Source organism: Candidatus Baltobacteraceae bacterium (genome assembly GCA_036488875.1).
Lineage (GTDB): Bacteria > Vulcanimicrobiota > Vulcanimicrobiia > Vulcanimicrobiales > Vulcanimicrobiaceae > JAFAHZ01.
On sequence record DASXGW010000004.1, the window covers coordinates 70917 to 97088 of the forward strand.

25 protein-coding genes are annotated in these 26172 nt (G+C 65.1%); 8 read left to right on the top strand and 17 right to left on the bottom strand.

Translation table 11 applies throughout. The features are described from left to right. Nucleotide 1 precedes the first annotated feature (1 nt). On the bottom strand, nucleotides 2-628 hold the full coding sequence (locus tag VGG89_05880) for an MOSC domain-containing protein (GenBank protein HEY1976048.1): 627 nt from the start codon (nucleotides 626-628) through the stop codon (nucleotides 2-4). 12 nt (nucleotides 629-640) lie between these two features. Here VGG89_05880 and VGG89_05885 point away from each other — a divergent pair, with 12 nt between their 5' ends. Further along, complete coding sequence (locus VGG89_05885; GenBank protein ID HEY1976049.1) at nucleotides 641-1069, top strand: carboxypeptidase-like regulatory domain-containing protein; 429 nt, start codon at nucleotides 641-643, stop codon at nucleotides 1067-1069. Here VGG89_05885 and fdhD read toward each other — a convergent pair. Genes fdhD through VGG89_05905 form a run of 4 tightly spaced genes read right to left on the bottom strand, consistent with a single transcriptional unit; the run spans nucleotide 1066 to nucleotide 6395 of the window. Continuing rightward, entirely contained in the window at nucleotides 1066-1905 is an 840-nt protein-coding gene (gene fdhD / locus VGG89_05890) for a formate dehydrogenase accessory sulfurtransferase FdhD (protein HEY1976050.1), read from the bottom strand. The genes VGG89_05885 and fdhD overlap by 4 nt on opposite strands. Continuing rightward, entirely contained in the window at nucleotides 1902-2777 is an 876-nt protein-coding gene (locus VGG89_05895) for a 2Fe-2S iron-sulfur cluster-binding protein (protein HEY1976051.1), read from the bottom strand. The genes fdhD and VGG89_05895 overlap by 4 nt, the downstream gene beginning before the upstream one ends. Further along, entirely contained in the window at nucleotides 2774-4498 is a 1725-nt protein-coding gene (locus tag VGG89_05900; protein ID HEY1976052.1) for an NADH-ubiquinone oxidoreductase-F iron-sulfur binding region domain-containing protein, read from the bottom strand. Before VGG89_05900 ends, VGG89_05895 begins: the two co-directional genes overlap by 4 nt. Beyond that, a complete protein-coding gene (locus VGG89_05905) occupies nucleotides 4491-6395 on the bottom strand; it encodes a molybdopterin-dependent oxidoreductase (GenBank protein HEY1976053.1) in 1905 nt (634 codons plus the stop codon). Before VGG89_05905 ends, VGG89_05900 begins: the two co-directional genes overlap by 8 nt. Nucleotides 6396-6646: 251 nt before the next feature. On the opposite strand from VGG89_05905, the gene VGG89_05910 reads away from it, so the two are divergent. Next, a complete protein-coding gene (locus VGG89_05910; GenBank protein ID HEY1976054.1) occupies nucleotides 6647-7588 on the top strand; it encodes a branched-chain amino acid transaminase in 942 nt (313 codons plus the stop codon). Here VGG89_05910 and VGG89_05915 read toward each other — a convergent pair. After that, nucleotides 7585-8589, bottom strand: coding sequence for a serine hydrolase (locus VGG89_05915; protein HEY1976055.1), 1005 nt, complete (start codon nucleotides 8587-8589; stop codon nucleotides 7585-7587). The genes VGG89_05910 and VGG89_05915 overlap by 4 nt on opposite strands. A gap of 85 nt (nucleotides 8590-8674) precedes the next feature. Between VGG89_05915 and VGG89_05920 the strand changes: the two genes are divergently transcribed. Genes VGG89_05920 through VGG89_05935 form a run of 4 tightly spaced genes read left to right on the top strand, consistent with a single transcriptional unit; the run spans nucleotide 8675 to nucleotide 11668 of the window. Beyond that, nucleotides 8675-9109 (top strand): DUF5069 domain-containing protein, encoded by a 435-nt coding sequence (locus VGG89_05920; protein HEY1976056.1) that lies wholly within the window; start codon nucleotides 8675-8677, stop codon nucleotides 9107-9109. Continuing rightward, a complete protein-coding gene (locus VGG89_05925; protein HEY1976057.1) occupies nucleotides 9106-10194 on the top strand; it encodes an AI-2E family transporter in 1089 nt (362 codons plus the stop codon). Before VGG89_05920 ends, VGG89_05925 begins: the two co-directional genes overlap by 4 nt. After that, the gene (rocF, locus tag VGG89_05930) at nucleotides 10191-11078 is read left to right on the top strand and encodes an arginase (protein ID HEY1976058.1); all 888 of its coding nucleotides are present in this window, start codon (nucleotides 10191-10193) and stop codon (nucleotides 11076-11078) included. Before VGG89_05925 ends, rocF begins: the two co-directional genes overlap by 4 nt. 20 nt (nucleotides 11079-11098) lie before the next feature. Continuing rightward, nucleotides 11099-11668, top strand: coding sequence for a hypothetical protein (locus VGG89_05935; protein HEY1976059.1), 570 nt, complete (start codon nucleotides 11099-11101; stop codon nucleotides 11666-11668). On the opposite strand, the gene VGG89_05940 is transcribed toward VGG89_05935, so the two are convergent. Then, nucleotides 11658-12356, bottom strand: a complete 699-nt coding sequence (locus VGG89_05940; protein HEY1976060.1) for a hypothetical protein — start codon at nucleotides 12354-12356, stop codon at nucleotides 11658-11660. The genes VGG89_05935 and VGG89_05940 overlap by 11 nt on opposite strands. 66 nt (nucleotides 12357-12422) lie before the next feature. Between VGG89_05940 and VGG89_05945 the strand changes: the two genes are divergently transcribed. After that, nucleotides 12423-12677, top strand: coding sequence for a glutaredoxin family protein (locus VGG89_05945; protein HEY1976061.1), 255 nt, complete (start codon nucleotides 12423-12425; stop codon nucleotides 12675-12677). Here VGG89_05945 and VGG89_05950 read toward each other — a convergent pair whose 3' ends face one another. Genes VGG89_05950 through hemC form a run of 8 tightly spaced genes read right to left on the bottom strand, consistent with a single transcriptional unit; the run spans nucleotide 12678 to nucleotide 21661 of the window. Continuing rightward, on the bottom strand, nucleotides 12678-13322 hold the full coding sequence (locus tag VGG89_05950) for an MT-A70 family methyltransferase (GenBank protein HEY1976062.1): 645 nt from the start codon (nucleotides 13320-13322) through the stop codon (nucleotides 12678-12680). It lies immediately after the preceding gene. A 16-nt stretch (nucleotides 13323-13338) separates the two neighbouring features. Next, nucleotides 13339-14109, bottom strand: a complete 771-nt coding sequence (locus VGG89_05955; GenBank protein HEY1976063.1) for a DUF92 domain-containing protein — start codon at nucleotides 14107-14109, stop codon at nucleotides 13339-13341. Then, nucleotides 14106-15629 (bottom strand): uroporphyrinogen-III C-methyltransferase, encoded by a 1524-nt coding sequence (cobA, locus tag VGG89_05960; protein HEY1976064.1) that lies wholly within the window; start codon nucleotides 15627-15629, stop codon nucleotides 14106-14108. Before cobA ends, VGG89_05955 begins: the two co-directional genes overlap by 4 nt. Beyond that, complete coding sequence (gene hemA / locus VGG89_05965; GenBank protein HEY1976065.1) at nucleotides 15616-16932, bottom strand: glutamyl-tRNA reductase; 1317 nt, start codon at nucleotides 16930-16932, stop codon at nucleotides 15616-15618. The genes cobA and hemA overlap by 14 nt, the downstream gene beginning before the upstream one ends. Beyond that, nucleotides 16932-18248, bottom strand: a complete 1317-nt coding sequence (gene hemL / locus VGG89_05970) for a glutamate-1-semialdehyde 2,1-aminomutase (GenBank protein ID HEY1976066.1) — start codon at nucleotides 18246-18248, stop codon at nucleotides 16932-16934. Before hemL ends, hemA begins: the two co-directional genes overlap by 1 nt. Beyond that, a complete protein-coding gene (locus VGG89_05975; GenBank protein ID HEY1976067.1) occupies nucleotides 18245-18823 on the bottom strand; it encodes a molybdenum cofactor guanylyltransferase in 579 nt (192 codons plus the stop codon). Before VGG89_05975 ends, hemL begins: the two co-directional genes overlap by 4 nt. Next, entirely contained in the window at nucleotides 18816-19784 is a 969-nt protein-coding gene (gene hemB / locus VGG89_05980; GenBank protein HEY1976068.1) for a porphobilinogen synthase, read from the bottom strand. The genes VGG89_05975 and hemB overlap by 8 nt, the downstream gene beginning before the upstream one ends. Then, complete coding sequence (gene hemC / locus VGG89_05985) at nucleotides 19781-21661, bottom strand: hydroxymethylbilane synthase (GenBank protein ID HEY1976069.1); 1881 nt, start codon at nucleotides 21659-21661, stop codon at nucleotides 19781-19783. The genes hemB and hemC overlap by 4 nt, the downstream gene beginning before the upstream one ends. A gap of 61 nt (nucleotides 21662-21722) precedes the next feature. Here hemC and VGG89_05990 point away from each other — a divergent pair, with 61 nt between their 5' ends. After that, nucleotides 21723-23378, top strand: a complete 1656-nt coding sequence (locus VGG89_05990) for a glycosyltransferase family 39 protein (protein ID HEY1976070.1) — start codon at nucleotides 21723-21725, stop codon at nucleotides 23376-23378. Here VGG89_05990 and VGG89_05995 read toward each other — a convergent pair. Further along, nucleotides 23351-24649 (bottom strand): hypothetical protein, encoded by a 1299-nt coding sequence (locus tag VGG89_05995; GenBank protein ID HEY1976071.1) that lies wholly within the window; start codon nucleotides 24647-24649, stop codon nucleotides 23351-23353. The genes VGG89_05990 and VGG89_05995 overlap by 28 nt on opposite strands. Before the next feature lie 11 nt (nucleotides 24650-24660). Beyond that, nucleotides 24661-26157, bottom strand: coding sequence for a cytochrome b N-terminal domain-containing protein (locus VGG89_06000; GenBank protein ID HEY1976072.1), 1497 nt, complete (start codon nucleotides 26155-26157; stop codon nucleotides 24661-24663). Nucleotides 26158-26172: the final 15 nt, after the last annotated feature.

The window sequence follows — 26172 nt, forward strand, 5'->3', positions numbered from 1 at the left end:
GTCAATGCGCGTGCTCGACGATCCACTGCCGCCACTCGTCGGGGATGTCGGGAACGAGCAGTTCGCGTAGCCGCTCCCGTTCGAAAAGATAGATCTTCGACATCTCGCCGATCGTCATCGCGTGCGACGGACGATGAACGACTTCGATGTCGTCGCCGCGCTCGAGCGTTCCTTCCGTCACGATACGCATATACGAACCCAGGCGCAGCGCCGCTGAAAAGACCTTTACGAACGTGGGATCGTCCATCTTCATCGCGAGTTTGTAACACGGAAACCGCGGCGTCGTGACTTGCAGAACGGCGGTACCGATGCGCCAGCGTTCGCCGACGAGCGCGGCGTTGACGTCGACCCCCTGCGTCGTAAGGTTTTCGCCGAACGTGCCGGGCAGTACGTCGCGGCCCAACTCCCGTTTCCACCACGCGTAATCTTCCGACGCGTACGCGTACACCGCGCGATCGGGTCCGCCGTGGACGGAACGGTCCGCCTGATCGTCGCCGGTAAGATTGACGCCGGCGACGGCAACGGGGCCCGCAACAGGTTGCTTAAAAATGCCGGTTACGACGTCCTTGCCGTTGTATGGTACCGTGCGAACCGAACCGGCGTTCACCGAGAGTGCCGACGCGCTCAATCTGAAGGCTCCTTGTCACTGCGGCCATACGCCGCGCGCTATGGGGATATGCTGTCAATTATTCTCGCGGGTTTAGTCTTTTCACCGTTCGCGGGCCAAACGGGTGTTGCGACCTACGCGAGCATACGCGGCACCGTGACCACCGGATTCCCGGACTACAAGCCCGTGCCTAATGCTCAAGTTATGGTTACCGGCGATGTGGATATACGCCAAACGCGAACCGACGCGAACGGCCGGTATTACTTTCTCACCCTGCTTCCGGGCGTCTACCACGTCACGGTCCCCCTGTACCGAGGCAACGTTATCGGTGCGTACACCGGCAACCGCGCCTTCGACGGGGAGCGATTTCGGCGGTGTTCCGCGCAAGCAAATGCTCCGGTCGAGTTATCCGCAGGAGCGGCCTACTTTGCGAACTTCGATCTCGTAACGCACTGCGCCTAAACGATTCGCTCCATCCCGGCGTACACGTTCGCACGCTCGCCGCGTAGAAAACCGGCGAGCGTGACGTTGAACTCGCGAGCGAGATCGACCGCGAGACTGCTCGGCGCCGACACCGAACAGACGATCGGAATGCGTGCGACCGCGCTTTTTTGCAGAATCTCGTAGCCGGCCCGGCCGCTCACCATGAGGATCGAGCGCGCAAACGGCAGGCGCCCGTCCATCAGCCCCCATCCGACCAGTTTGTCGACGGCGTTGTGACGCCCGACGTCTTCGCGAACGGTTTTTACCGCGCCGTTTTCGTCGAATAGCGCCGCCGCGTGCAACCCGCCCGTTGACTCGAAGACGCGTTGGGCTTCGCGCATGCGATCCGGCAACGCATAGAGCGTCGCGGCGTTAACGCGAACGCCGTCGTCGAGAGGTTCGATGCCGAGATCGCGCAGCGAGTCGAGCTGCGCGCGGCCGCAGACGCCGCACGCGCTGCTCGTCGTAAAGTGACGCTCCAGCCGGTCGAGGTCGGGAAGCGTTGCCGAAGAGAGCTCGACGTTGACGATGTTGTAGCGCTGCTCCGGATCGACCGCAGGATCGACGCAGTAGTTGATCCCGGCAATCTCGCCGCGCGCGCGCACGATGCCCTCATTGTAGACAAACCCGGCCGCCAGCTCGAAATCGTTTCCCGGCGTGCGCATCGTGATCGCCAAGGTTCGCGTGACGCCGCGCGCCGCGAGCCGGATCTCGAGCGGTTCTTCGGTGACGACGGCATCGTGTTTGCGTTTCGCCGAAACGCCGTCGATGGCGAAAACGTCGACTTCCGCCGTGCGCCCGGGACGCTGCGTCATTCTTTGTTCTGGACGTAGACGGTGCCGAAGCGGCCCTTGATGCAGAGATTGCCGTTGGTGACGCTCGTTTCGAGCGGCGACGTCACCTTGACTATCTCGTTGTCTTGAACGTTCAGCCGTAGCGTGCAGCCGACGCCGCAGTACGGGCAGATCGTGTCGGTTTGCGTCTGGCGCGATTCGTCCCAGGTGCCTTCGGCCCGCATCTCGTGCTCGCTGCTGAACATCAACGCACCGGTGGGACACACGCCTATGCAGTTTCCGCAGTAGACGCACGCCGAGTCGGGCAGGCCGACGTCGAACTCGGTCGAGATGTGCGCGTCGAACCCGCGCCCGGCAGCTGCGATGGCGAACGTATTCTGGGCGTCGGTACCGCAGGCTTCGACGCACTTATAGCAGAGAATGCACTTCGCGTAGTCGCGCACGTAGAGCTGGTTGTCAACTTTTACCGGTTGCGCGACCGTTTGCGCATTTGGACCGTAGCGCGACGCGTCGGCGTCGTACGCTGCGGTGTAACGCTGCGCGTCGGGTGCGGTCGAGAGATCGACCGACGACCCCAGGAACTCGAGCACCATCTTGCGGCTGTGGCGAACGCGCTCGGAATCGGTGCGAACGACCATCCCGGGCTCGACCTTACGCGCGCAGGCGGGAACCAGCGTTCGCGCACCCTCGAGTTCGACCACGCAGACGCGGCATGCGTTGACCGGAGTGAGCGTTTGCAGAAAACACAGCGTCGGCGTCTCGATCCCGAGCGCCGTACACGCATCGATGATCGTCGACCCTTCCGGCACGCCGACCGGCCGTCCGTCGATTGTCAGCTCGAGCGTGCGCCGTTCCGGCGCGGGCGGATCTTGCGGGATGGGGCCTCGAATCACGTCGTCGCCTCCGTCGGAAAAACGCGTAAGGTGGCTGCCGATGCGATTGCGTTGGCGGCGGTTTGACCTAATCCGCAAATCGAGGCATCGCGCATGGCGCGGCCGATGTCGTTGAGCAGCGCGATATCGTCCGGCGTCACGCGTTGCGCGAGCCGTTCGAGCGCTTCGTCCTGACGTACCGTGCCGACGCGGCACGGCACACACTGACCGCACGACTCTTCGCGGAAGAATCGCGCGACGCGTTTGACGATATCCGTCAGATCGATCGAGTCGTCGAAGAGCATCACGACGCCCGAGCCGAGCGTCGCTTCCGCGGCGCGAGCGTCTTCGAACGTCAGCGGCATCGCGAGCGCTGCGGGCCCGACGAACGAACCGGCCGCGCCGCCGAGCAGTATCGCTTGGAGCGTACGTCCGTCGGGCACTCCGCCCGCCATATCGACCACCTCACCGAGCGTCGTTCCGTGCGCGACTTCGTAGAGACCCGGACGGCGTACCGTTCCCGAAAGACAGAATAGCCGCGTCCCCGCCGAGCCTTTCGTGCCGACTGCAGCGAACGCGGCACCGCCGTGCAGCACGATGTGCGGCAAGTTCGCGAGCGTCTCGACGTTGTTGATGAGCGTCGGTTTGCCGAAGAGTCCGATTTCAACCGGAAACGGGGGTTTGCTGCGCGGCTCGCCGCGCTTGCCTTCGATGGAGTTGAAGAGCGCCGTTTCTTCGCCGCAGATGTACGCGCCCGCGCCGCGCCGGATCTCGACGTCGAACGAAAACCCGCTCGCGAGAATGTCGCGGCCCAGCAAGTCTTGCGCGCGTGCGGCGTCGATAGCCGTCTGCAAACGATGAGCCGCCAGTGGATACTCGCCCCGAACGTAGATGAATCCGCGCTCGCAGCCGGCGGCGAACGCCGCGATCGTCATCGCTTCGATCACCGCAAACGGATCGCGCTCCATGAGCACGCGATCCTTGAACGTCCCGGGTTCCGATTCGTCGGCGTTGCACACGAGGTAGTGCGGCTGCGCCGCTTGCGCGGCGACGGCTTGCATCTTGCGGCCGGTGGGAAAGGCCGCACCGCCGCGGCCGAGCAGATTGGACGCGATCGTCTCCTCGATCGCGCGTTGCGCTCCCAGCTCGAAGGCTTTGCGTAACGCCTGGTATCCGCCGCGCGAACGATAGTCGTCGAGGCTTTCGGGATCTCCGCTGCTGACACGCTGCAGCAGCCGAATCGTCGATCCGCCGATATGCGGCGCCGCCGTAACGCCGTCGCTCGAAGAGCGCAACGTCTCTAAGGATGCCGGAGCGATTTGCTTGTGCACCGGGCTCGGGCCGGCGTGCGCGTACAGCGCTGCCGGCGCACGATCGCATAACCCCAAGCACGGGCTGCGGGTGAACGCGACGTTCGCCTCTTCGAGGTCGCGACAGAGGCGCTCGGCCCCGGCGCATCGGCAGGCAATGTCGTCGCAGACGTGCAGGACCTCCGGCGAACGCGGTTTGATAGAAAACATCGAGTAAAACGTCGCCACGCCGAACGCTTCCGCGGGAGCGACGGATAGGCGCTCGCACGCGTAGTTCAGCGCGCCTTCGCCGATCCACCCGACGCGATCGTTGATCGCGTGCAGAACCGGCAGCAGTAAGCTGCGTTCGCCTTCCCGCCCCGCAATGCACGCGTCGACGGCGTCGCGCTCTTCGAGCGTCGGCGCGGCCGAAGTGAAGTGCAGATCAGGCACGCGCGGCCCTGTCGGCGCGCTCGATGCGAACGGCGGCGGCTTTGAACTCGGCCGTTCCGGATTGCGGGTCGGTGGCGTCGATCGTCAGCAGATTGGTCGGCACGTCGTCGTTGAAGTGCGGCGTCGTAAAGACCAGACCGCGGCGCAATCCTTTGTCGATGCGCGCCGGCATCGTCACCGATCCGCGGCGCGATGTCACTCGAACGAGCGTGCCGTCCAATAGACCGTAACTCGCGGCGTCTTCGGGCGACACGTCGAGCGTTTCGCCGCGGCGAAGCGGCGACGTATATCCGGCCGTCTGCACGCCGGTGTTGAACGAATCGAGCCGACGTCCGGTCGTCAAACGCAGCGGATACTGATCGTCGAGCGCCTCCACCGGCGGATCGTGCTTGACGGCGGCAAACGGCGCGCGCGGCCCGCCGATCGGGTTCTCCCACAAGCGCGCGTGTAAGTATTTCTCGCCCGGATGCGTCTGGTCGTAACAGGGCCATTGTATGCCGCCGAGCTCCTCCAGCCGCGCGTAACTCATTCCGGCGTGCCACGGTGAAAGCGAACGGCACTCGTTCCAGATCGTTTCGGCGTGGGCGTCGCCCCAGTCGTGCCCGAGCCGCTTGGCGAGATCGAAGAGAATTTGCGAATCGTCGCGTGCCGCGCCGGGCGGATCGAGCGCCTTGCGCACGCGCTGCACGCGGCGTTCGCTGCTCGTGACGGTTCCGTCGGATTCACACCAGCTCGACGATGCCGGAAAGACGACGTCGGCCAGCTCGCCGGTTTTCGTCAAGAAGATATCCTGCACGATCAACGATTTGAGCCCGCGCAGCAGTCCGACCGCGTGACGCTGGTCGGCTTCCGACTGCGCCGGATTCTCGCCGACGACGTAGAGCGTATCGAGCTCACCGCGTTCCATCGCCTCGAACATGCGCGTTAGGGTCCAGCCGCGTTTGAACGGAAGATGAGGGCCCCAAGCCGCTTTGAATTTAGCGTGGACGGGATGGTGGTCGACGTTTTGGCCGCCGGGAAACTTGTCCGGAAGCGCACCCATGTCGCCGCCGCCCTGGACGTTGTTTTGACCGCGCAACGGACACACGCCCGAGCCATAACGGCCGACGTGGCCGCAGAGCAGCGATAAGTTGATGAGTGCCCGCACGTTGTCGACGGCGTTGTGGTGTTCGGTGATGCCGAGGGTCCAGCACAGCTGCGCGCGTTCCGCCGTGGCGTAGGCGTGAGCGAGCTCGCGGATAAGCGGCGCCGGAACGCCCGTGACGCGCTCGCCGTATTCGAGCGTGTACGATTCGACGCTCGCGCGGTACTCCTCGAATCCGGTCGTTGCGCGGTCGACGAACTCGCGATTCTCCAAGCCGGCCGCCAAAATTTCGCGGCCGACCGCGTTGGCCAGTGCGATGTCCGAGCCGACGTCGAGCCCGAGCCACTGGTCCGCCCATTGCGCCGACGACGTACGCCGCGGATCGACGACGTAGAGCTTCGCACCGTTATGAATGCCCTTGAGAACGTGGTGAAAGTAAATCGGATGGGTTTCGCGTGCGTTCGAACCCCAGAGCAGTATAACGCCGGCGTGCTCGGCTTCCTCGTACGAGCTCGTGCCGCCGCCTGCACCGAAGACCGTCGTCAGACCGACGACGCTCGGGGCGTGTCACGTTCGGTTGCAGCTGTCAATGTTGTTGCTGTGGATAACCGCGCGTGCGAACTTCTGCGCGACGTAGTTCACTTCGTTGGTCGCCTTCGAGCAGCTGAACATGCCGAAATGCCGCTCTCCGCCGCGATCGCGCGCGTCGGCAAGCGCCGCCGCCGCACGGTCGAGCGCCTCGTCCCAGCTTGCGGGACGCAAGGTGCCGCCGTCGCGCACCAGCGGTTCGGTAATACGAGCGTAGGGCTTCATGTTCGGTGTTTGCGGGCCGCGTACGCATTGTTCCTACGAGCCAGGTGTGACGTCGGGCCGGTCTGGGTACCGCTTGTTTTGCCACGCGGCCGAAGGGGGCACGATGTGGTACCGGAATACGGTGGTTCGCGCCGCGAAAGTTCGTTTGGCGCGCCCTAGGGGAATGAGTAGCTAGCCAATACTTGTCGCGCGCCACGGTCCGGGGGCCCCACGGAAGTGGGGGCGCGCAGCTTAGAGCGGAGCGCCTTAAGATGGATCTGAGTGACGTAGTCGTCTATGCCGGCGGTGGGTTCAAGCGATACGCAGACGCGAAAGTCGGCCTCCTGACGCACGGCCTGCAATACGGTACCGGCTGTTTCGAAGGCATCCGCGGTTACTGGGTTCCCGAAGATGAAGAGCTCTATCTCGTGTTGCTGCGCGATCATTACGAGCGCTTGGCGACGTCGGCGAAGATCTTGACGATGTCGTTGCCCAAGAGCACCGACGAGCTCATCGACATTACCGTCGAGCTGTGCGCGCGCAATCGCTTCGAGAAGCATGTCTACATTCGTCCGTTCATCTATAAGGCCGCCGAAGACGTCGGCGTTCGTCTGCACAACGTCCCCGACGCGTTCGCAATCGTGCCGATTCCGTTTACGGCGTATCTCGATACGAGCAAAGGTTTGCACGTCTGCGTCAGCTCGTGGCGCCGCGCCGACGATACTATGGCGCCGCCGCGCGCAAAGATTACCGGCTTGTACGTCAACTCCGCGCTGGCCAAGAGCGAGGCGATCTTGAACGGCTACGACGAGGCGATTCTGCTCTCGCACGACGGCCACGTCGCCGAAGGGTCGGCCGAAAACATCTTCTTGGTGCGGCGCGGCGTGCTGTACACGCCCGATCCGTCGCAAAACGTGCTGGAAGGCTGCACGCGGCGCGCGATCATGGACATCGCCCGCGAGTTCGGTATCGAAGTCGTCGAGCGTTCGATCGACCGCGGCGAGCTGTACTCCGCCGACGAGGTGTTCTTTACCGGAACGGCTGCCGGCGTAGGTTACGTCGCATCGATCGACCGGCGCCTGGTCGGCGACGGAACGATGGGGCCGGTCGCCAAACGCCTCGCCGAGTTCTACGAGCGGATCGTCACGGGTCGCGAGCCGCGCTACGCGAGCTGGCTCACCCCGGCACACGCCACGGCAAAGCTGCCGGCTTAGTCTCCGCCGCCGCCCGTTCCGACATCTTGCGTGGAGCCGGTGCTCCAGTAGCGCAGATCCGGCGTCATGCCCGTCGGGGTCGTGTGCTGTGCGCCGTAAGCGGTAACGAATCCGGTCGCTTCGCGCCAGCGCGCGAACGTGAGCTCGTCGCTGTAGACGCGGCGCGATAACAGATGAATGAAGCTGCGTCCGATGTTCTGCGACGGAAGCGCGGTCGTCATCACCGCGATGACGTACGGCGCGTTGTCGGCGTACACGATGCCGGCGTCGTTGAGCGTGTCGAAAAACGAGCCGGTCTTATGCGCGATCTCGACGTCGTCGGGTAACGGCTCGGGTAACAGCGTGTTGATCTGATCCTCTTCGAGAATGGAGATCATCTCGTTCGAGGACCATTCGTCGACCAGCCGGCGCCGCGCCATCAGCTCGAGCAAGTGAACGAGATCGTGCGGCGACGTCCGCAGCGCCGAGCGAACCGACCAGCTGCCGGTGCGAATGTCTTGGCTCAACAGCGTACGCGTTAAGCCGAGGTCGCGCATCGAGACGTTGATGCTTCTGCGGCCGACGAGTCGAATCAGCATGTTGGTTGCCGTGTTGTCGCTGATGTCGATCATCTTCTCGAGGAGATCCGTGATCGAGTACGTCGTTCCGACGGGAGCGTCGCACAGTTCGCCGGAGCCGTAGTCCTTGTCGCGTGCGAGCAGCGTCACGTGCCGGTCCAGATCGAACTTTCCGGCTTGCAGTTGCCGAAACACTTCCACCATGACGGGGATCTTGATGGTCGATGCGGCCGGCATGCTTTGGGTCGCGTTGAAGCCCGCGTGAAATCCGGTGCTGAGATCGAACACTTCGAGCGCCGTCGGCGACGGAATATGCGCCGCAAGCGAACGGACGTCGTTCGCCAGTGCGGTCAGCGGAGCGGGAAGGCCGGCGCGCGCGCCGCGCGGCGAAGCGGCCACAATAAAGATGGCAATCGCAACGACGGTCGCGATGCGGCGCAACATAGCGACGCGTTCGTTCCCGATCCCGAACCTCTCCTGCTGCGCGCCGGGCTAGGCTGCACAGCTAAGGCGGCGAACGCGCTCTCGAATGGGCGTTCGGGATTTACGCTCCGGCCCGCCGCGGCGCTGGAGCGAGCAAGTAAGCGGAATCTATTGGCTGCCGCGTTTGATCGATAAGGCGCGGGCATCGAACCTAGGCTGCCTGGGCGATTATCTCTACGGCCACAGTCCGATGGACCACAGCCTGCTGCGACAGCTCCGCCTGTCGCATCGCCGGTTCGCCGAGATCGTCGCCGGTGCGGCCGACGACGAGGGCGTCGTCAGTGAAATCGACCGTCGCGACGCCTCCGCGCTCGAGCGGGCCCGCGCGTGGAGCGCGCGTCTGCCCAGCGAGCACCGGCTCTTCTTTTGGTTCGTCGACCTCGACGACGGGTATCGCGCATCAACATGGCTTCGACCGCCTGTCAACTTCTTGGCAAACCGAATTTCCCGCACCGCCAAGCGCCTATGGCCGCGTAAGTGAATCCCTGGAAAGGCATGACCGACGAGCGCGTCACCTTCGCGCTCAAGGTCCTCATGATCGTCGTGCTGGCGATCTACGTGGGGGAGTTCGTCGTCGACGCGCTCGTCCGGATCAGAGGCGTGGTCTACGTCTTGATCGGGTCCATCTTTTTTGCGTACTTGATCTATCCGCTCGTGCAGTGGATGCGGCGCCGGATACCGCTCGTTCTCGCGATCGTTATCATTTACGTCGCGATCGTGCTGGCCGTCTTCGCTACCGGATGGTTCGTCGTGCCGCGGATCGGCGAAGAGTCGCAGACGCTCGTGCAGCGTTATCCGCAGATCGTCGTGCGGGTGCACGAGATCGTCACCAATCCAACCGACCCGGTGACCGCGCACCTTCCGAACTTTCTCAAAGACGAGCTGGCGCAGCTTCCCACGCAACTCGTTACGTGGGTCAAACAGCACGGCTTCTCCACGTTCGGCCACGTGCTGACCGTACTCGCCGGCTTTGCAATCGTCGTGGCAACCTTCATCGTGATCCCGCTCCTCACGCTGTATCTGCTTCTGGATTTGGACAATTTGAAGATGGTGGTTTCGTCGGTCGTTCCCGAGGAGCGCTGGCGTGCCACCATGCGTCTCCTCGGCGATTTCGACGCGGTCATCGGCGGATTCATTCGCGGGCAGATCATCGTTGCAGTAACGGTCGGCATTCTCATCACGCTGGCGATGTGGCTGCTGCGCGTACCGTATCCGTTCATACTCGGCCTCATCGCGGCGGTCTTCGACTTGATCCCGTACGTCGGCGCCCTTGCGGCGTACCTTCCGGCCATGCTCTCGGCGCTCATCAATAACGGCGTATTGAATGCGCTTTTCGTCACGGCCGCCTTCATCGCCATTTATGAGGCCGAGGGACATCTCATCGCGCCCAACATCGTCAGCAAGACCGTTAAGCTCAGTCCATTCGTCGTGATGCTGGCCGTGCTGATCGGCGCCGAACTAGCGGGCATCGTGGGCGCTCTCGTCGCGATTCCCGTTATGGGCGTGCTGCGCGTAATCGGCTTGCGGGTGTTTCGTCCGCGGGAAGCGAACGAGCCGCAACCGTGAGTCAGACCGTGGCCGCCATACAGCGAGTCGACGTCGTCGGCGTACCGATGGATTTGGGTGCGAGCCGGCGCGGCGTCGACATGGGTCCGTCGGCCGTTCGTTACGCGCGGCTGCACGATAAGCTGGCGTCACTCGGCGTCGGCTCGATCGTCGATCACGGCAACCTGCAGGTACCGATTCGCGAATCCGCCGCACTCGACGATGCGGCCGCCAAATATTTCAACGTCATTCAAGACGTTTGCGGGCATCTTGCCGAGGTCGTCGAGAACGCCGTACGTGCCGGCGGACTGCCGATCGTGCTGGGCGGCGATCATTCGATCGCAATGGGCACGCTGGCAGGCCTAACGAAAGCGCGCGGAGCGGCGCCGGGACTCGTTTGGATCGACGCGCACGCCGACATCAACAGTCCGCAAAGTTCTTCGTCGGGTAACGTTCACGGTATGCCGCTGTGGTTCGCGTTGAAGAACGGTTTTGCGCTCGCGGGCCAAACCGTGCAGATCGGATTGCGCGACGTGGATGCCGGTGAGAGGCAAATGCTGCGCGAGATGGGCGTGCGCGCGTTCACCATGAGCGACGTCGACAAGCTCGGAATGAAGCGCGTCATGGAAGAAGCGCTGTCCCTAGCCGGTTCCGACGGACGATCGATTCACGTTTCGTTCGACATGGACGGCATCGATCCGAGCGAAGCTCCTGGGACGGGAACGCCCGTCAAGGGAGGTTTGAGTTACCGCGAAGCGCATCTCGTGATGGAAATGCTGTACGAAAGCGGCCAGCTCGGCTCGATCGAAATGGTCGAAATCAATCCGATTCTCGACCATCGTAATCAGACCGCGGCGCTTGCGGTCGGCTTGATCTGCTCGGGACTCGGAAAGTCGATTCTGTAGTCTCCCTGAAGCTTGCGTTCGTGCGCGCGGAGCAGCTCGCGCGGGCGGGTGCTATGCGTTCGCTCGCCGCGCTCTTTTCCGCCGACGATCCCGACGTCGCGGCGTTGAGCGGGATCGACGCGGGCGACGCGCTCGCAACAGCCACGCGGTTCGATCGGGAGTGGGCGTATCGCGGAAGGCAGGCGCTGCTCTGGAAACGCCGCATGACCGCGCACGCCGTTCACGATTTCTATCTGCCGGTGTCGGCGCTGCGCCCGTTCGATCGTCGCGGGCTGCTGTGCGTCGACGCCGACGCGGGAAACGTTCCGCTGCACCTGTTCGCGACACAATTTGCCGGCGGCCGCACGGCGATTCGCGATCTTCGCTTCGCGCGCACGGCGGTTCGAAGCGTCGACGGCAACGTGGTGCTGTTTATCTCGGAACCTGGATCATCGCGCATCGGCTTTGCCGACGCCGGGCTGCAGAGCGTCGTGCCCGCGCCGAAGCTTGCGATTTGGGCACGCGGATTTCGTCTCGACGTCGAGCGCTATAGCGAAGACGAACCCGGTTTAGGTGCGGTTGCAGTCGCGCACGCCTGCGCTACAGTTTGATGGTCGCGTGACCTTCGCAGGACACGCCGCCGCCGCAAACCGCAGGATCCCACGACGCGTCGGCCAGCATCGATTCGATTTGTTTCTCGGTCTTGGGGTCGATCGGCGGCACGAACGCCACGGTCTCGGTCTTGCCGTTTTCGTCGACCGTCACCACGAGCGTAACGTGAATGCCGAGCGTTGCGAGCTGCTTGGAGACGTTGGGGTCGAGAACCGGGTCGGGTTGCTGCGCGCCAAACGGAAGATACCCGCCGGCCGCGCGTTCGCCGACGCTGGCTACCGACCGCGTCGCGGGTGAGGCCGACGGCTGCGGCTGTGCCTGGGACACGTTGGCCACCGTCCCTTTTCCGACTTGGCTTTGCCCGACGACCGGTGCAACGGAGACGTCCCGCCTGATAAGCGGGGGCGGCGAGGCTTTCTTCCGGGAGGCGACGTGCGCGAGGTTGAGCTGGGTGGAGCGGCTGCGGACGACGACCGTGTTGTGGTGCGGCGCCTGAGCCCGTGGCTGGGGAATCGGCTTGGGCTTGGGCTGGATCACGATGCGCGTCACGTGGGTGAAGGCGACCGTTTCGACCGGCGGGGCGGTGGAGGGCATCCAGGCCAAAGCCGGGATGAGCAGTGCCGCGAGTGCGTGCAGCGCTACCGAAGCGACCGAGCTGCCCGCGACGCGGGCCTCAGAAACCGCCATTACGGTCATCCCCTTCGACCTTCGAACGCGCAACTGCTTCGTTCCGTGACGGCGTTTTGAGGGGACATGACCGACACCGACATCGTCCTCTACCAGACCGACTGGTGTGGATACTGCACGCGCGTTCGCAACGCGTTCGACGCGCTGCAGCTGCGCTACCGCGTCGTCAACGTCCCCGACGAGCACGCCCAGCGGACGCAGCTGCGCGATCTGTTCGGTGAGACCGGCGTGCCGTCGATTACCGACGGCGACGTGAAGATCGCCGACGACGACGACGCGATCATCGAATATGTCGAAAAGACATACGGAAAGAGCGAGTAGCTAGAACTTATCCGCCTCGACGCCCCACGAATCCCAGCCGCGCGCGCGTTCGCGCGCGAACAGCTCGATACGCGGACGATTGCCGCACAGCGCTTCGATGCGCTCGCGAAAGATCGACGGCTTGCGGCTGTGTTCGGCACGCCGCGACAGCACGACTTGGCCCTGCGCGAGATCCTGCAGCGGAAAGGGGCGTCCCGACGGCGTGGTGGTAGCGGCGAGCACGAGCTCGGTCGTGGGTTTGGTAAACGTCGGCGGCACGCCTTGACCCGAGATGATCGCACCGCGTGCGTTGGTTTTGATCCACACGTACGCGACGCCGCGATAGTGTAACCCCCAGCGCTCGATGAGCTCGATGGCGAAGTTCAGCCGCGGACACGTCGCCCACAAAAAGAGCGCGGCGCGTTTGCTCATGATGTCGCGCACGGGCAACTCCGACAGTTCTTCTTGCGACATGAGCGGATAGTGCTTGCCGGCGGCCGCGTCTTTGACTTTGCTCCCGTAGTAGAACCAGGGCGGATCGGCGTAGACGATGTCGTACGGCCCCGCGGGCAACGGCGGCAGCTTGGCGTGCGCCGTCGCAATCGCGCGTTTTGCAAGACGCCGCCGATGCTCCAGGTTCTTCGGGGATAACGCCCGAGCGATCATGATGCGGAACTACGTGTCAGCGCGCGAGCACTCCCGCAACGACGGCACCGGCCAGCGTGGCCGTAAGATTGACGGCGTCGTTTTCGAGCCATCCGAAACCGCGCCGCAAGGTCGTCGGCGTTGCGCAGTGGTGGGGATTGGTTTCGCACGCCGTCGCGCAGGACGGGCACCAGCGCAACGCCTGAAGGCTCGCGCCCAGTACCGAATCCAACAGCGCGCCGGCGACGCCTCCGGCGACGACGGGAACGAATGCGGCGACGTGCGTGGCGGCCGCAACCGCGGCAACGACGGCCGCTCCGGCGAACGTCGCCGCCGTGCCGGCCGGCGTGATTCCGCCGGACAGTCCCGTCACCATCGGCCGCAAGGTGAGAATCGAGCGCGGCGCGCCGCGCGCGAGCGTGCCGATTTCCGTGCCCCACGTATCGGCCGCAGCGGCGGCGAACGCGCCGGCGAACGCTGCCGCTGCCAGCGGTGCGTAGCCGCCGCCGTACGGCAGCGCGCACGCGGCCGCAACGCCGCCGTTGGCCAGCACTTGCCACGCATCGCGCGCGCCCAGTTTCCCGACGTCGAGCATTGCGCGCTTGCGTTTGCGTCCGATGCGCGAGAGAACGATCGACGGAAGAAAAAACGCAAAGAGCACGGCCGCTCCGGGCCAGCCCTTCGATCCAAAAACGACGGTGCCGACCACGAACGCCGCCAACGCTCCGCTGGGAGAGAGCGAACGCACTCGCCACGCGACGGCAGCGACGAGCGCGGCCAACGCTGCGGCCCCGGCGTAGAAGCTCACCGCAGCGAGAAATGCGCGACGAGCGCTTCGGCGAGACCCTCCGACGTGTATTCATCGGCGACGACGTCGACGTGCAAACCGGTCGTACGCGCCGCGCCGGCGGTGATGGGACCGATGCACGCGACGGTCTTGCCGCGTATCGCCTCGACCGCATGCGCGTCGCCGCCCAGCAGTGCGGAGAATCCGCTGACGGTGCTGGGACTCGTGAACGTGACGACGTCGGCGCGGCGGACTTTGCTTGCAAACTCCGGATCGCTTACGCCGACGGTCTTATACGCGGCAACCACGGTGGTGTCGAAACCTGCGTCGGCCAGCATTTGCGGTAACACGTCGCGAGCTTCTTGCGCGCGATAGACCAGAATGCGATCGCCCCGGCGGGCGCCCTCGATCAACGCGCGGGCAATCTCCTCGCCGATGAACTCGGCCGGCATGAGGTCGGGCCGGATGCCGTTTTGCCGCAGCAGCGCCGCGGTCTTCGCGCCGATCGCCGCGACCTTGGTCCGGCCGACGTAGCGCGCGTCGCTATCGAGCGCGCGTAAGCGCGAAAAGAAAGCGCCCACGCCGTTGCGCGAAGTAAAAACGATCCACGCATAGGTTGCGAGCTCGTCGATGGCGCGATGTGCCGCGCGCAGGTCGTCGGGCGGTTCGATCGCAATCGTCGGTGCGAAAATCGGCTCGCCGCCGTGCGCCCGCACCGCGCCGGCGAGATCGGCCGATTGGCCGGCGGCACGCGTGACCAGCACGCGTTTGCCGAAGAGCGGACCGGAATCGAACCACGCGATACGTCCGCGCAGGTCGACGACGCTGCCGACGATCGCAACGAGCGGTGCCTTCAGTCCGGCGCGCGCGACGTCAGCGGCGATCGTTTGCAAGGTGCCGGTAACCGTGCGCTGCGACGGACGCGTCCCGTCCTGCACGGCCGCGGCCGGCGTCGACGGGTCGAGGCCGTTTTCGATCAGCGCCGCGGCAATTTCGCCCAGCGTTCCGCTCGCCATCAAGAAGATCAAGGTCCGGTGGGGATCGGCCAACTTTGCCCAGTCGATCGCCGATGCGCTCTTGGTGGGATCTTCGTGTCCGGTCGCAACGGTAAATGCCACGTTGTGCTCGCGATGGGTTACCGGAATGCCGGCATACGCTGGAGCGGCAAGCGCGGAACTGATTCCGGGCACGATTTCAAACCGAATCGCAGCCGCCGCAAACGCTTCGGCCTCTTCACCGCCGCGGCCGAAGACGAAGGGATCGCCGCCTTTGAGCCGCACGACGCGTTGTCCGTCGCGCGCTCGCTCGATCGCCAGCTTCTCGATCGCTTCCTGAGGCATCGCGTGGTCGCCGCCGCGCTTTCCGACGAAGATCCGTTCGCACGCCGCGGGAACGAGTTCGACGATGGCATCGGAAACCAACGCGTCGTACAGCACCACGTCGGCTTCGGTCAACGCGGTGACGGCCCTTAACGTCAACAGGCCCGGATCGCCCGGGCCTGCACCGACCAAAGACACTTTGCCCGGCTTACGATCCGGCATGCGGCAACAGCTTGGCGATCTCTTCGGCGAGATTGAGTTCGAACAGCTCGTCGAGGACGCGAGCGTGCGAAAGCGCTTCGGCGCGATCGAGCGAGGCTTTCTCGCGCATCTTCAAAATCACGGAGTGCAGCATCTTCGAGACGATCGTCAAGGTCGCACCGGTGACGAGCATGCGCTCGCGGTCGGTGAGTTCGGGACAGCGCGCGAACAGCCGCTCCAGCTCCGCTGCGCGGATCGTCTCGGCTTTCTGCGTAAGCGTCGCGATTACCGGAACCGCCACGCGCGCGTGATACCATTGCGCGAAGCGCTGCACGTACTCGCCGATGATCTCTTCGACGGCTGGAATCGCTTGACGGCGCGCGTCGAGCGTCTCTTCGACGATCGACTTGAGGCCGTCGATGTCGACCAGCGAAACGTTTGGAATCTCGGCGATCGCCGGATCGGCGTCGCGCGGAACCGCGATGTCGACGACGAACAAGGGGCGCTGCGGACGGCGCGACATCGCTTCGTTCACGCGGTCGACGCTGAGCACGAAGTGCGATGCTCCGGTCGACGCGACGACCAAGTCGGCGGATGCGAGCGCTTCCACCAAGCCCGGCAGCTCCACCGCTTCACCAAAGCCGGCTTCCGCGATCACCTCGCGCGCGCGCGACATCGTGCGATTGGTGACGATGAGATTCGACGCGCCCTCGTCGCGCAGCCGACGCGCCGCCGTGCGACCCATCTTTCCCGCGCCGACGACGACGACGGACGTTCCGGCGAGCGTTCCCAAACGCGCGCGCGCGGCATCGATGGCAGCCGTGGCGACCGACACCGAATCGTGTCCGATCGGCGTTTGCGAGCGCGCGGTCTTGCCCGCGTTGAGCGCCTCGCGAAAGAGATGGTGGAGCGTCTTTCCGAGCGCCTTGGCGTGCTGTGCGGCGACGTACGCTTCTTTGACTTGCCCGAGAATCTCGGCCTCGCCGATCATCATCGAATCCAAACCGGTCGCCACCCGGAAGAGATGCTCGACGGCGCGCTGACCGAGGTGCGTGTACAAGAACGACTCGATGTCGTAGTCGATCGCGCCGTGGCGGAAGTTACTCAAGAACGACTTTATCTCTCCCACACCGGCTTCGAAGTCGTCGACCTCGGCGTAGATTTCGAGGCGGCCGCACGTTTGGAGCATCGCGGCTTCGGAGACGACGTCGTAATCGCGCAGCGCGACCAGCGCCTCACTCATGCGCGACGCGGGAAACGCGTGGCGTTCGCGCACTTCGACGGGCGCGGTTTTGTGCGAGAGGCCGACGCAAACGATCGGCATTACGATCGGCCGGCTTTCGCGCGCGCCGCGACGGCGTAGGCAACCGCAGCATCGGCGGCGGCCAGCGTCTGCTCGACGTGACGCGTCGTATGCGCGCTCGAAACGAAACCCGCCTCGAACTGCGAAGGCGCGAGATAGACGCCCTGGTCGAGCATCCCGGCAAAGAACTTTGCGAAGAAGGCGGTATCCGACTTTTTCGCGGTCTCGAGATCGGTCACGGGACCTTCGGCAAAGAAGACGCCGAACATCGAACCGGCGGCGGCCGCGCAGTGCGCGACGCCGTGCTTGTTGAGGACTTCGCGCATTCCGTCGATCAGTAACCGCGTCAGCACTTCGAGTCGATCGTAGAGCGTCGCGTCGTCGCGCACAACGCGTAAGGTAGCCAGGCCGGCAGCCATGGCTAAGGGATTCCCCGAAAGCGTGCCCGCCTGATACACCGGTCCCTCGGGGGAGAGGTAGGCCATGACGTCGGCTCGTCCGCCGAAGGCACCGACCGGAAGGCCGCCGCCGATCACCTTTCCGAGGGTCGTCAGATCGGGGGTCACGCCTTCGCGCGCTTGCGCGCCGCCGCGTCCCACGCGAAAACCCGTCATCACCTCGTCGAAGATCAACAGCGCGCGATGCTGCGTGCACAAGTCGCGCAACCATTGCAGATAGCCGGGCTGCGGCACGACCAGCCCCATGTTCCCCGGGTAGGGTTCGATAACGACTGCCGCGATCGTATCGGGATTTTCGATGAACGCGGCTTCGACCGCGAGCGCGTCGTTGAAGGGCAACACGATCGTGTCGCGCGCGACGCCTTCGGTGACGCCGGGCGAGTTCGGTACGCCGTTGGTGAGCGCGCCGGATCCGGCGGAAATCAAGAACGCGTCCGCGTGACCGTGATAACAGCCGGCAAACTTGACGATCTTGGGACGGCGGGTGAATCCGCGTGCGAGCCGGACCGCGCTCATCGTCGCTTCGGTTCCGCTCGAGACGAAACGAATGCGTTCGATCGACGGCACCATCGACGCGATAAGCTCGGCCAGTTCGGTTTCGGCTTCGGTCGGCGTTCCGAACGACGTACCGCGCGCGGCGGCGGCCGAGATCGCTTTGACGACCGCGGGATGCGCGTGTCCGAGAATCAACGGTCCCCACGATAACACGTAGTCGATGTAATCGTTTCCGTCGACGTCGACGAGCGTCGCGCCGGCGCCGCTCTTCATGAAGACCGGCGATAGGCCGACGGCACGGAACGCGCGGACCGGCGAGTTCACGCCGCCCGCGATGATGTTGCGAGCGCGGCCGAAAGCGGTGATGGAGCGTTCGAAACTCAACGCGGCCTCGCGAGGGCAGCGAGATCCGCCGGCGTGTTGACGTTTGCGAAATATTTTGCGTCGACGTCCATGAGACGCGCACCGATCCGCTCGATCAAATCGTGCATGGAGGCTCTAGGCTCTCCAAACAAGGTGAAGGATTCCGCAAGGATAGCCGCGCGCGCGTAGAGCGCGACGAGCGGTTCGAGGCGGTGGTCGTGACGCGGAACCACGGCGTCGTCGCCGGGCAGCCACGCGTCGGCGATGCGTTTGAGCAGCGGTGCGTCGACGCGCGGCAGATCGGCCGCCAGCACGAAGATACGGTCGTGCGCGATCGTATCGCACGCGGAAGACAGCGCGCGCAATGGGCCTGCCCAGGGTTCCCTGTCGACGAGCACCGGACAGTCGAGACGACGGTCGATTTCGCCCGGAAACGGACCTTGCGCGCTCACGTACACCGGCCATCCGGTCGCGCGGGCCGTGCGAAAGGCGCGCAGCACGAGCGGTTCGCCGTCGACCAGCGCTTCGAGTTTTCCCGGAAAGCGCGAGGCGCGGCCGCCGGCCAAGACGAGGATCGCGGTCGATGCGTCAGCCATGGCGTTTGGCAAACTCTTTCGCGAAGTAGGTAATGACGATGTCCGCGCCGGCACGCACGAACGACGTCAGCACTTCGTCTACCGCGCGGTCGCCGTCGAGCCAACCACGCTCGATCGCGGCTTTGAGCATCGCGTATTCGCCACTGACGTTATAGACGGCGATCGGAACGTCGAAGTTTTCGCGCGCGGCGCGCACGACGTCGAGATACGGCAGGCCCGGCTTGACCATTACGATGTCCGCGCCTTCCTCGATGTCGAGCGCGATCTCGCGCATCGCTTCGCGCGCGTTGGGCGGATCCATTTGGTAGCTGCGGCGATCGCCGAACTGCGGCGTCGCACCGGCGGCTTCGCGAAACGGTCCGTAAAATGCGGATGCGTACTTCGCGCTGTAGGCCATGATCGCGACGCCGGTGTAGTCGCGCGCGTCGAGCGCCGATCGAATTGCCCCGACGCGTCCGTCCATCATGTCGGACGGGGCGACGACGTCGACGCCGGCGTCGGCGTACACCGCGGCGGTTCGCACGAGCAGCGCGACGGTCGCGTCGTTATCCACGTCGCCGCTCGCGTCGAGAATGCCGCAGTGTCCGTGATCGGTATATTCGCAGTTGCAGAGGTCGGCGACGACGACCATCTCCGGAAGCGCTTCTTTGATCGCGCGGATCGCGCACGGGACGATGCCCTGCGGGTCGTAGTTCGACGACGCGTGCGCGTCCTTGGCCGCCGGAATGCCGAAGAGCAGCACGCACTTGATGCCCAGCGCGTACAGTTCGCGGGCTTCGCCGACGGCGCCGTCGAGCGTAAACCGGTCGACGCCGGGCATCGATCCGATCGGTCCGGAATCTTCGGCGCGTTGCGCGACGAACAGCGGCGCGACCAACTGATCGACGTGGACTCGATGTTCGCGCACGAGCGAACGCACGACGTCGGTACGGCGCAGACGCCGCGGACGGATGGCGATCACGTCGCCGTCTCCAAGCGTGCGTGCGCCAAAGCGATCAGCGCGTCGACGGACGCCTCACCGGCGACCGCGTCCGGCTCGAACCCGGCGGCACGCGCCGCGGCACCGGAGGCGGGTCCCATGGCGGCGACCAACGGCCGCCCCGCCGTCGACCGAAGGCGCTCGAGGTAGGGCATCGCGGCGGCCACGGAGCCGCTCGACGGGAAAAGCAACATGTCCGGGATGCGTTCGGCGGGGTCAGGTCCGGCATCCCCTTCGCGCAGCTCGACGACCTCGGCGCCCATCTCGCGCAGCGCTTGCGCGATGCGGCTCGGCCGCTCTCGGGTCCGGGCCAGCACGATCATCCGGCCGGCGAGCGGCTGGGCGAGCCGGGCTGCGACCGCGGTGCCGAGCGCCTCGGCCCGGTCGAGCGATTCGACCGGCTCTTGCAGGCGCGTGCGCCGCACGTCGCCGTCGCCCGAAGCGTAGAAACCGCAAACGGTCATCACGCCGTCGGCAAACGTCGCGTGTACGCCGACCGGCGCGCTGCATCCGGCGCGCAGCGCGCGCAGCGCCGCGCGTTCGCACGCGACGCATAGCTCGGCGGTTGCGTCGTTGACGGCGGCGCGAAGCTCCGCCGCGAGTTCCTCGTCGACCGCGCGCGTTTCGATCGCGAGAGCGCCCTGGGCGACCGCGGGCACGATTTCATCGATCGAGAACGCAACGGTATAGCGCGCGCGAGCGCCGAGCCGTCGCAATCCCGCCATCGCGAGCACGATCGCATCGTATTCGCCGTCACGCAGTTTGCGCAAGCGCGTGTCGACGTTGCCGCGCATCTCGCGATACTCCAAGTCCGGGCGCAGCGCCGCGAGCGCGCGCCGGCGGCGCGGACTCGACGTGCCGACGATCGCCCCCGCCGGCAGCGCGGCGAACGATTCGAAGCGTTCGCTGCAGAACGCGTCGCGCGCGTCTTCGCGCGCCGATACCGCGGCGATGCGCATGTCCGGCGGCAGTTCGCTCGGTAAATCCTTGCACGAATGTACCGCGTAATCGGCGCGCCGCTCGCGCAGAGCAACTTCGAGCTCCTTCACGAAAACGTTGACGCCCAAACGCTCGATCGGCTGCGAGCGATCGCGATCTCCCGTCGTCGTTACGGTGAGAATCGTCGTCGCGGTGCCGCGCTCGGCAAGACGCGCCGCCACCATCCGCGTCTGCGTCATTGCCAACGCGCTGCCGCGCGTCGCACACGTGACGGTGGCCGGCACCGATGCCGGAGCGGCGCGTAAACGTTCGACGGCCGCTTCGACCTCATGTTCGGCTTGTACGGAATTCATCGACGCCAATTCGGTGACGGGAAGTTCCGCGAGCGCCCGCAGAACGCTGCGTCGTTCGTCCGCGCCGAGCACGGTTTTGGCGTACACGCGCATGCGCGCGAGCGTCTCCGCGGCGCGGCCGTATTCCGGACCGAAACGCTGCGCGAGCTCGGCGGTAATACGTTTCGAAAACGCGGGCGCGCTGCCGGCGGTGTCGACCGCGATGGTCAGGCTTCCGGCGCGCAGCACCGCGGGCATCGTAAAGTCGCCGCGTTCGCCGTCGCTTGCGTCGCATACGAGGATGCCGGCGGCGCGTGCGTCGGCGACGATGCGAGCGTTGACCGCGTCGTCGCTGGTCGCGGCGACGATCAGTGCGGCGCCCGCGACGTCGGAGGAATCGTACGCGCGCTCGGCCGCATCGCCGCCGGCGAGATCGACGATCTCGCGCACGCGCGAGTCGATCCGGGGCGCGACGACAAAAAGCGGGAAACCCGCGGCCGCGAGCAATTCGGCTTTGCGCGAGGCGACGCTGCCGCCGCCGGCGATGACGGCACGACGCCCGTCCGGGCGCAAGGCAATGGGCAACATGGAGGCTTCAAAAGAGTTCAGCATCGATTTGTGAAAAACCGCTTGGGGTGAGGTTCCTCGCATGAAACCGGCGGAAAAGCCAGCGCGTGCGGCTTTTGTCGGCGCTATCGTAGCGGCGCTATTCACCCTGCCCGGTCTGGGCTCGGGTACGCTCTGGGACAACAGCGAGACCGCCTATGGCGAAGTCGCTCGCGAGATCCTGATCACCCACGATTGGGGGGTCATGCACTTCAATCTCGCGCCGTACTTCATCCAGCCGCCGCTCTATTTTTGGCTCGGTGCGCTCAGCGCAATGGTGTGGGGAGTCACGTCGTTCGCTCTGCGCTTCCCGTCGGCGCTCGCGACGATCGCGCTCGGCGCCGCAACGGGATACGCAGTCGCGCGCCAAGCCGGAACTCGCGTCGGTATCTACGCCAGCATGATTCTCTCGAGCTGCTTGATGCAAGCCGTGATCGGCCGCCTGGCGATCATGGACGCGCTGCTCGATCTCTTTGTCGCGGTCACGATCTTCTGCTGGTTTCGCGCGCTGCAGACCGGTCGCGACGGTTACTTCGCGTGGGGCTGGATTGCCGCGGCCGCCGGGTTTCTCGCCAAAGGCTTGGTCGCGCCGGTCGTCGCGCTCATGGTCATCGTCCCGTTTTTTCTTTGGAATCGTCGTCGCGAAACGACCCACGTACCGTCGGTGCGCGCGTGGATCGTGGGCCTGCTCTGCTTTGCGGCCATCGCGGTGCCGTGGCCCGCGGTTCTGATCTCGCGGTTTGGGTGGAGTCCGGTCAACCAACTCGTCGGCGTCTATACGATCGGCCGCTACACCGGCGTCATCGAGAATCAATCCGGACCGATTTGGTACTATCTCCCGGTCGTCATCCTCGGTTTCTTTCCATGGATCGCCTTCTTTCCGATGGCGCTGGTTTACGCCGTGCGCAATCTTCGCGCGCAGCTCGACGGAGACGCGGGACTCATCCGCTTGTCGATCGTCTGGTGCGCCGTTCCGTTTTTATTTTTCAGTTTGGCCGGAACGAAGCTGCCGAACTACATTGCGCTGGAACTTCCGGCGCTGGCGGTGCTGACCGCGCTGTATTTCGACGCCGTCGTGCACAAAGGGGGGACGCGTTCGGCGTGGATCTCCGCCGGATTCGTTCCGTTGACGATCGGCCTGCTTGCCATCGCCATTACGGCCTTCGCACACAACAATCGCTTGGGAGCAGCGGGTGCCGTCGCGCTCTCCGCGCTGACGGCGCCCGGTATCGTGATTTTCGTCGGCTCGCTCGTCACCGCGATTGCCGTCGCGCGGGGCGGTGCGGTGCGCTGGGCGCCTTATGGGTTAGCCGTAGCCACGCTCTTTGCGTTCGACGCGATTACGGTCGTCGTGCTGCCGCAGGGCGACGCGTTCAAGCCCATTCCAAAACTGGCCGCGATCATCGACCGCGAGCGCCGGCCCGGCGACGCGGTAGCGATTCAAAATATGTCGGGCGGCAACGCGCTGATCTTCTACACGCATCCGATCGTCGACGTTTTGGCGAAGGCCGGCGAGCACGATACGCGCGCGGGGATCGTCAATCCGCACGCCGAGATCTGCGGCTCGGCGCGAGTATGGATCGTCGCACCGCGCGAGCGTCCGCCGGACGATCCGCCATACGGACGCCGGCGTACGATGGTTGCGACCGAAGCGAAAGCGGCGCTCTATCTCTACGACGGTCCGCCGTGCGGCGACTGACGGCGCGGCGATAGCCCCAGCGCCAGAATCACGACCGCCGGAAGAAGACCGGCAATCGTCCACACGCGCGTCAGCGCCGGTTCGGTGAGAAACGTCACGAACGGCAGCCAGATCGCCAAATACACGAGGATGCGTTGCGCGCCCAATGCGTACGGCAGGCTCCACAGCGCGTACCACGGCGCGGTGTACGCGCCGAACATCGGCAGCAGCCAAACCGACGTTCGCAGTCCGCGCGCGGCTGCGACGGCGAAGATCAGCAGCGCGAACGCTGCCAAGGCCGCGATCGCGTGCACGAAGGTTTCGAGGTGCGAACCCGATGCGTACGCGAGCAGCGCGCGCGCGTACGCCTCACCGCCGCCCAACCACGAGACGACCGCGGCGACGACGAGCGCAACCGCCACGCCCAACGCGCGGGCGAGCGGTTCGCGAACCCGTGCGAGTACGGGGAGCCCCAGCAAGACGAACGGTACTTTGATCAGCGCGGCGGCCGCGATCAACAGCGACGCCCCCAGCGGCCACCACGGCGCCGTCAGCGCCGCGAGCGTGACGATGACGACGGGGAGAAGATCGTTGTGCGCGTTGAGCACGAACTCGAAATACAAGGCGGGGTTGAGCGCGACGATCGCGAGCACGCGCGGCGCGATGCCGTAGGCCCGCAGCAGTGCGAACAGCGCGGCAAGCAGCGCCGCGCCCAGCACGCGAAACGCCGTGATTTTTAACAGCAAGGTCGGCGCAAGCTCCGTGAGCGCGCGCGCGACCGCGATCCAGAGCGGACCGTACGTCGCGGCCGGAACGGGAACGTGCCAAAACGCGTTGATCGCGGCGAGATCGCCGGCAAACGGCACCGCCGGTGGCGCGTAGGCCGCGCGCCCGAGTACGCCGTTACCGACGTACGCGTACACGTCGGCATTCGCCAACACCGGCGCGAACGAAAACAACGCCATCAACACCGCACCCGCGGCGACCGCGGCCGTCTTCGCACCGGTGCGATAGAGGGCTAGGAGCGCGTACGACTGCGCGAGCGCGAGCAAGAGCAATAGAGCGACCGCGCCGGTCGCATCGGCCTGCCACCGCACGACGCCAATTGGCCAAGAACCGCGCGACGCCATCGCCTCGCACACACCGATTTGCGCTGCGTACGCGAGCACCAGCACCGCCACCCAAGCGATACCGGGGAAGCGCGGCGTCGCGGGGCGGCGCGAACGAAGCAGCCCGCGCGCTTCGGCGACGAGCAGAACCAGCGCGGCAACGTAGTAAACGGTGAAAATCACCGCCTACGCTCCTACGGCTTGTAGTTCTTGACTTGCGCTTCGGTGACGGCGGAAGCGTGGTTGTTACCGAGCGATCCGCGAATGTACGTGATGACGCTGGCAACATCGCCGTTCGACAACGCGCTCTTCCACGGCGGCATCTGCCCGTTGTACGTTTGCCCGGCGACCGTGATCGAGCCGTGCAAGCCGTTGAGCACGATGCCGATGACTTTGTGCGGATCGCCCGTAACGACCGGATTGTTCGCCAGCGGCGGGAATGCGCCGGGCGAACCTTGCCCGTTGGCACCGTGACACGACGAGCAGTTGGTCGAGAACACCTTCGCGCCCGCGGCGCTGGCCGTGCCGCTCTGACCGACGCCCGACGTCGCGCCGCCCGAGGCTTCCGACGTCTCGGCCGCCGCAGCCGGCGCCGCGAGCACCTGCGCTTCGGGTGGTGACGGCGGACCAGCGGCTTGCTTCGACACAATGCCCATTTGGGCGTAAATCGTCAGCGCGACGATGATGCCGACGATGATGACCGTCGGCCAGAGAATCGCTCTGCGCGCCGAAAACGCGCGCGTCGTGCTGCGATCGAGCCACGGCAGAATGAGGACGATGACCAAACCGATCGTCGGAACGATAATCGCTGCGAGCAGTTCGGGGAACGGTCCGTTACCGAGGAAGATCGGTACGAGATTGAGCAGGCCGAACAGCGAGAGAAAGTACCACGCCGGATACGGCACGAACGCGCCGTTCGTTGGATCGGCTTTCGCGTCGAGGTACGGCGGAAAGACCAGCGCCAGGAAGACGATGATGACGAACACGATGAACGAGAACGCGCCGTCCATGAACATCTGATCCGGCCAGAAACGTCCCACTTTGAGGGTACGCGGATCGTCGGTCACTGGTCCGGCCGAGCCGTTGTGCCGGAAGATCGCCAAGTGGGCGCCGACGAGCGCGAGCAGCGCCGCGGGCATCAGCCACACGTGCAGACCGAAGAAACGATTGATCGTGTTGGTGCCCATCACGGTGCCGCCTTGCGCGATGCCCTGCAGGATCGCGCCGCCCGGCGGTAAGCCGGTAATATTCAGCGAGACTTGCGACGCAAAGTACGCGTCCATATCCCACGGCAGCAAGTATCCGGTCAAACCGAGCACGAGCGTGATCAGCAGCAGCAGCACGCCGACGACCCACTGGATTTCGCGCGGCGATTTGTACGCTCCGAAGATCAGCACTTGGAGCAAGTGCAGGAAGACGAGCGCGATCATTGCCGACGCGCCCCAATAGTGGACCGACAGGATGAAGTGCGTCCACGGATTGAGGTAGATGGCGCGCGTCGATTCCCATGCGGTCGCCGCCGACGGCGCGTAGAAGAACGTCAGGAAGATGCCGGTCACGATCTGCACGATCATCGCAAAGAGCGTCGCGCTGCCGAAGACGTACCAGTAGCTCGCTCCGCCGGGGACGTCCTCGGTCAGGAACTCCTGCGCCATCGAAACGAAGCCGGTGCGTTTATCGAGCCAATTCAACACGCCAGACAACAT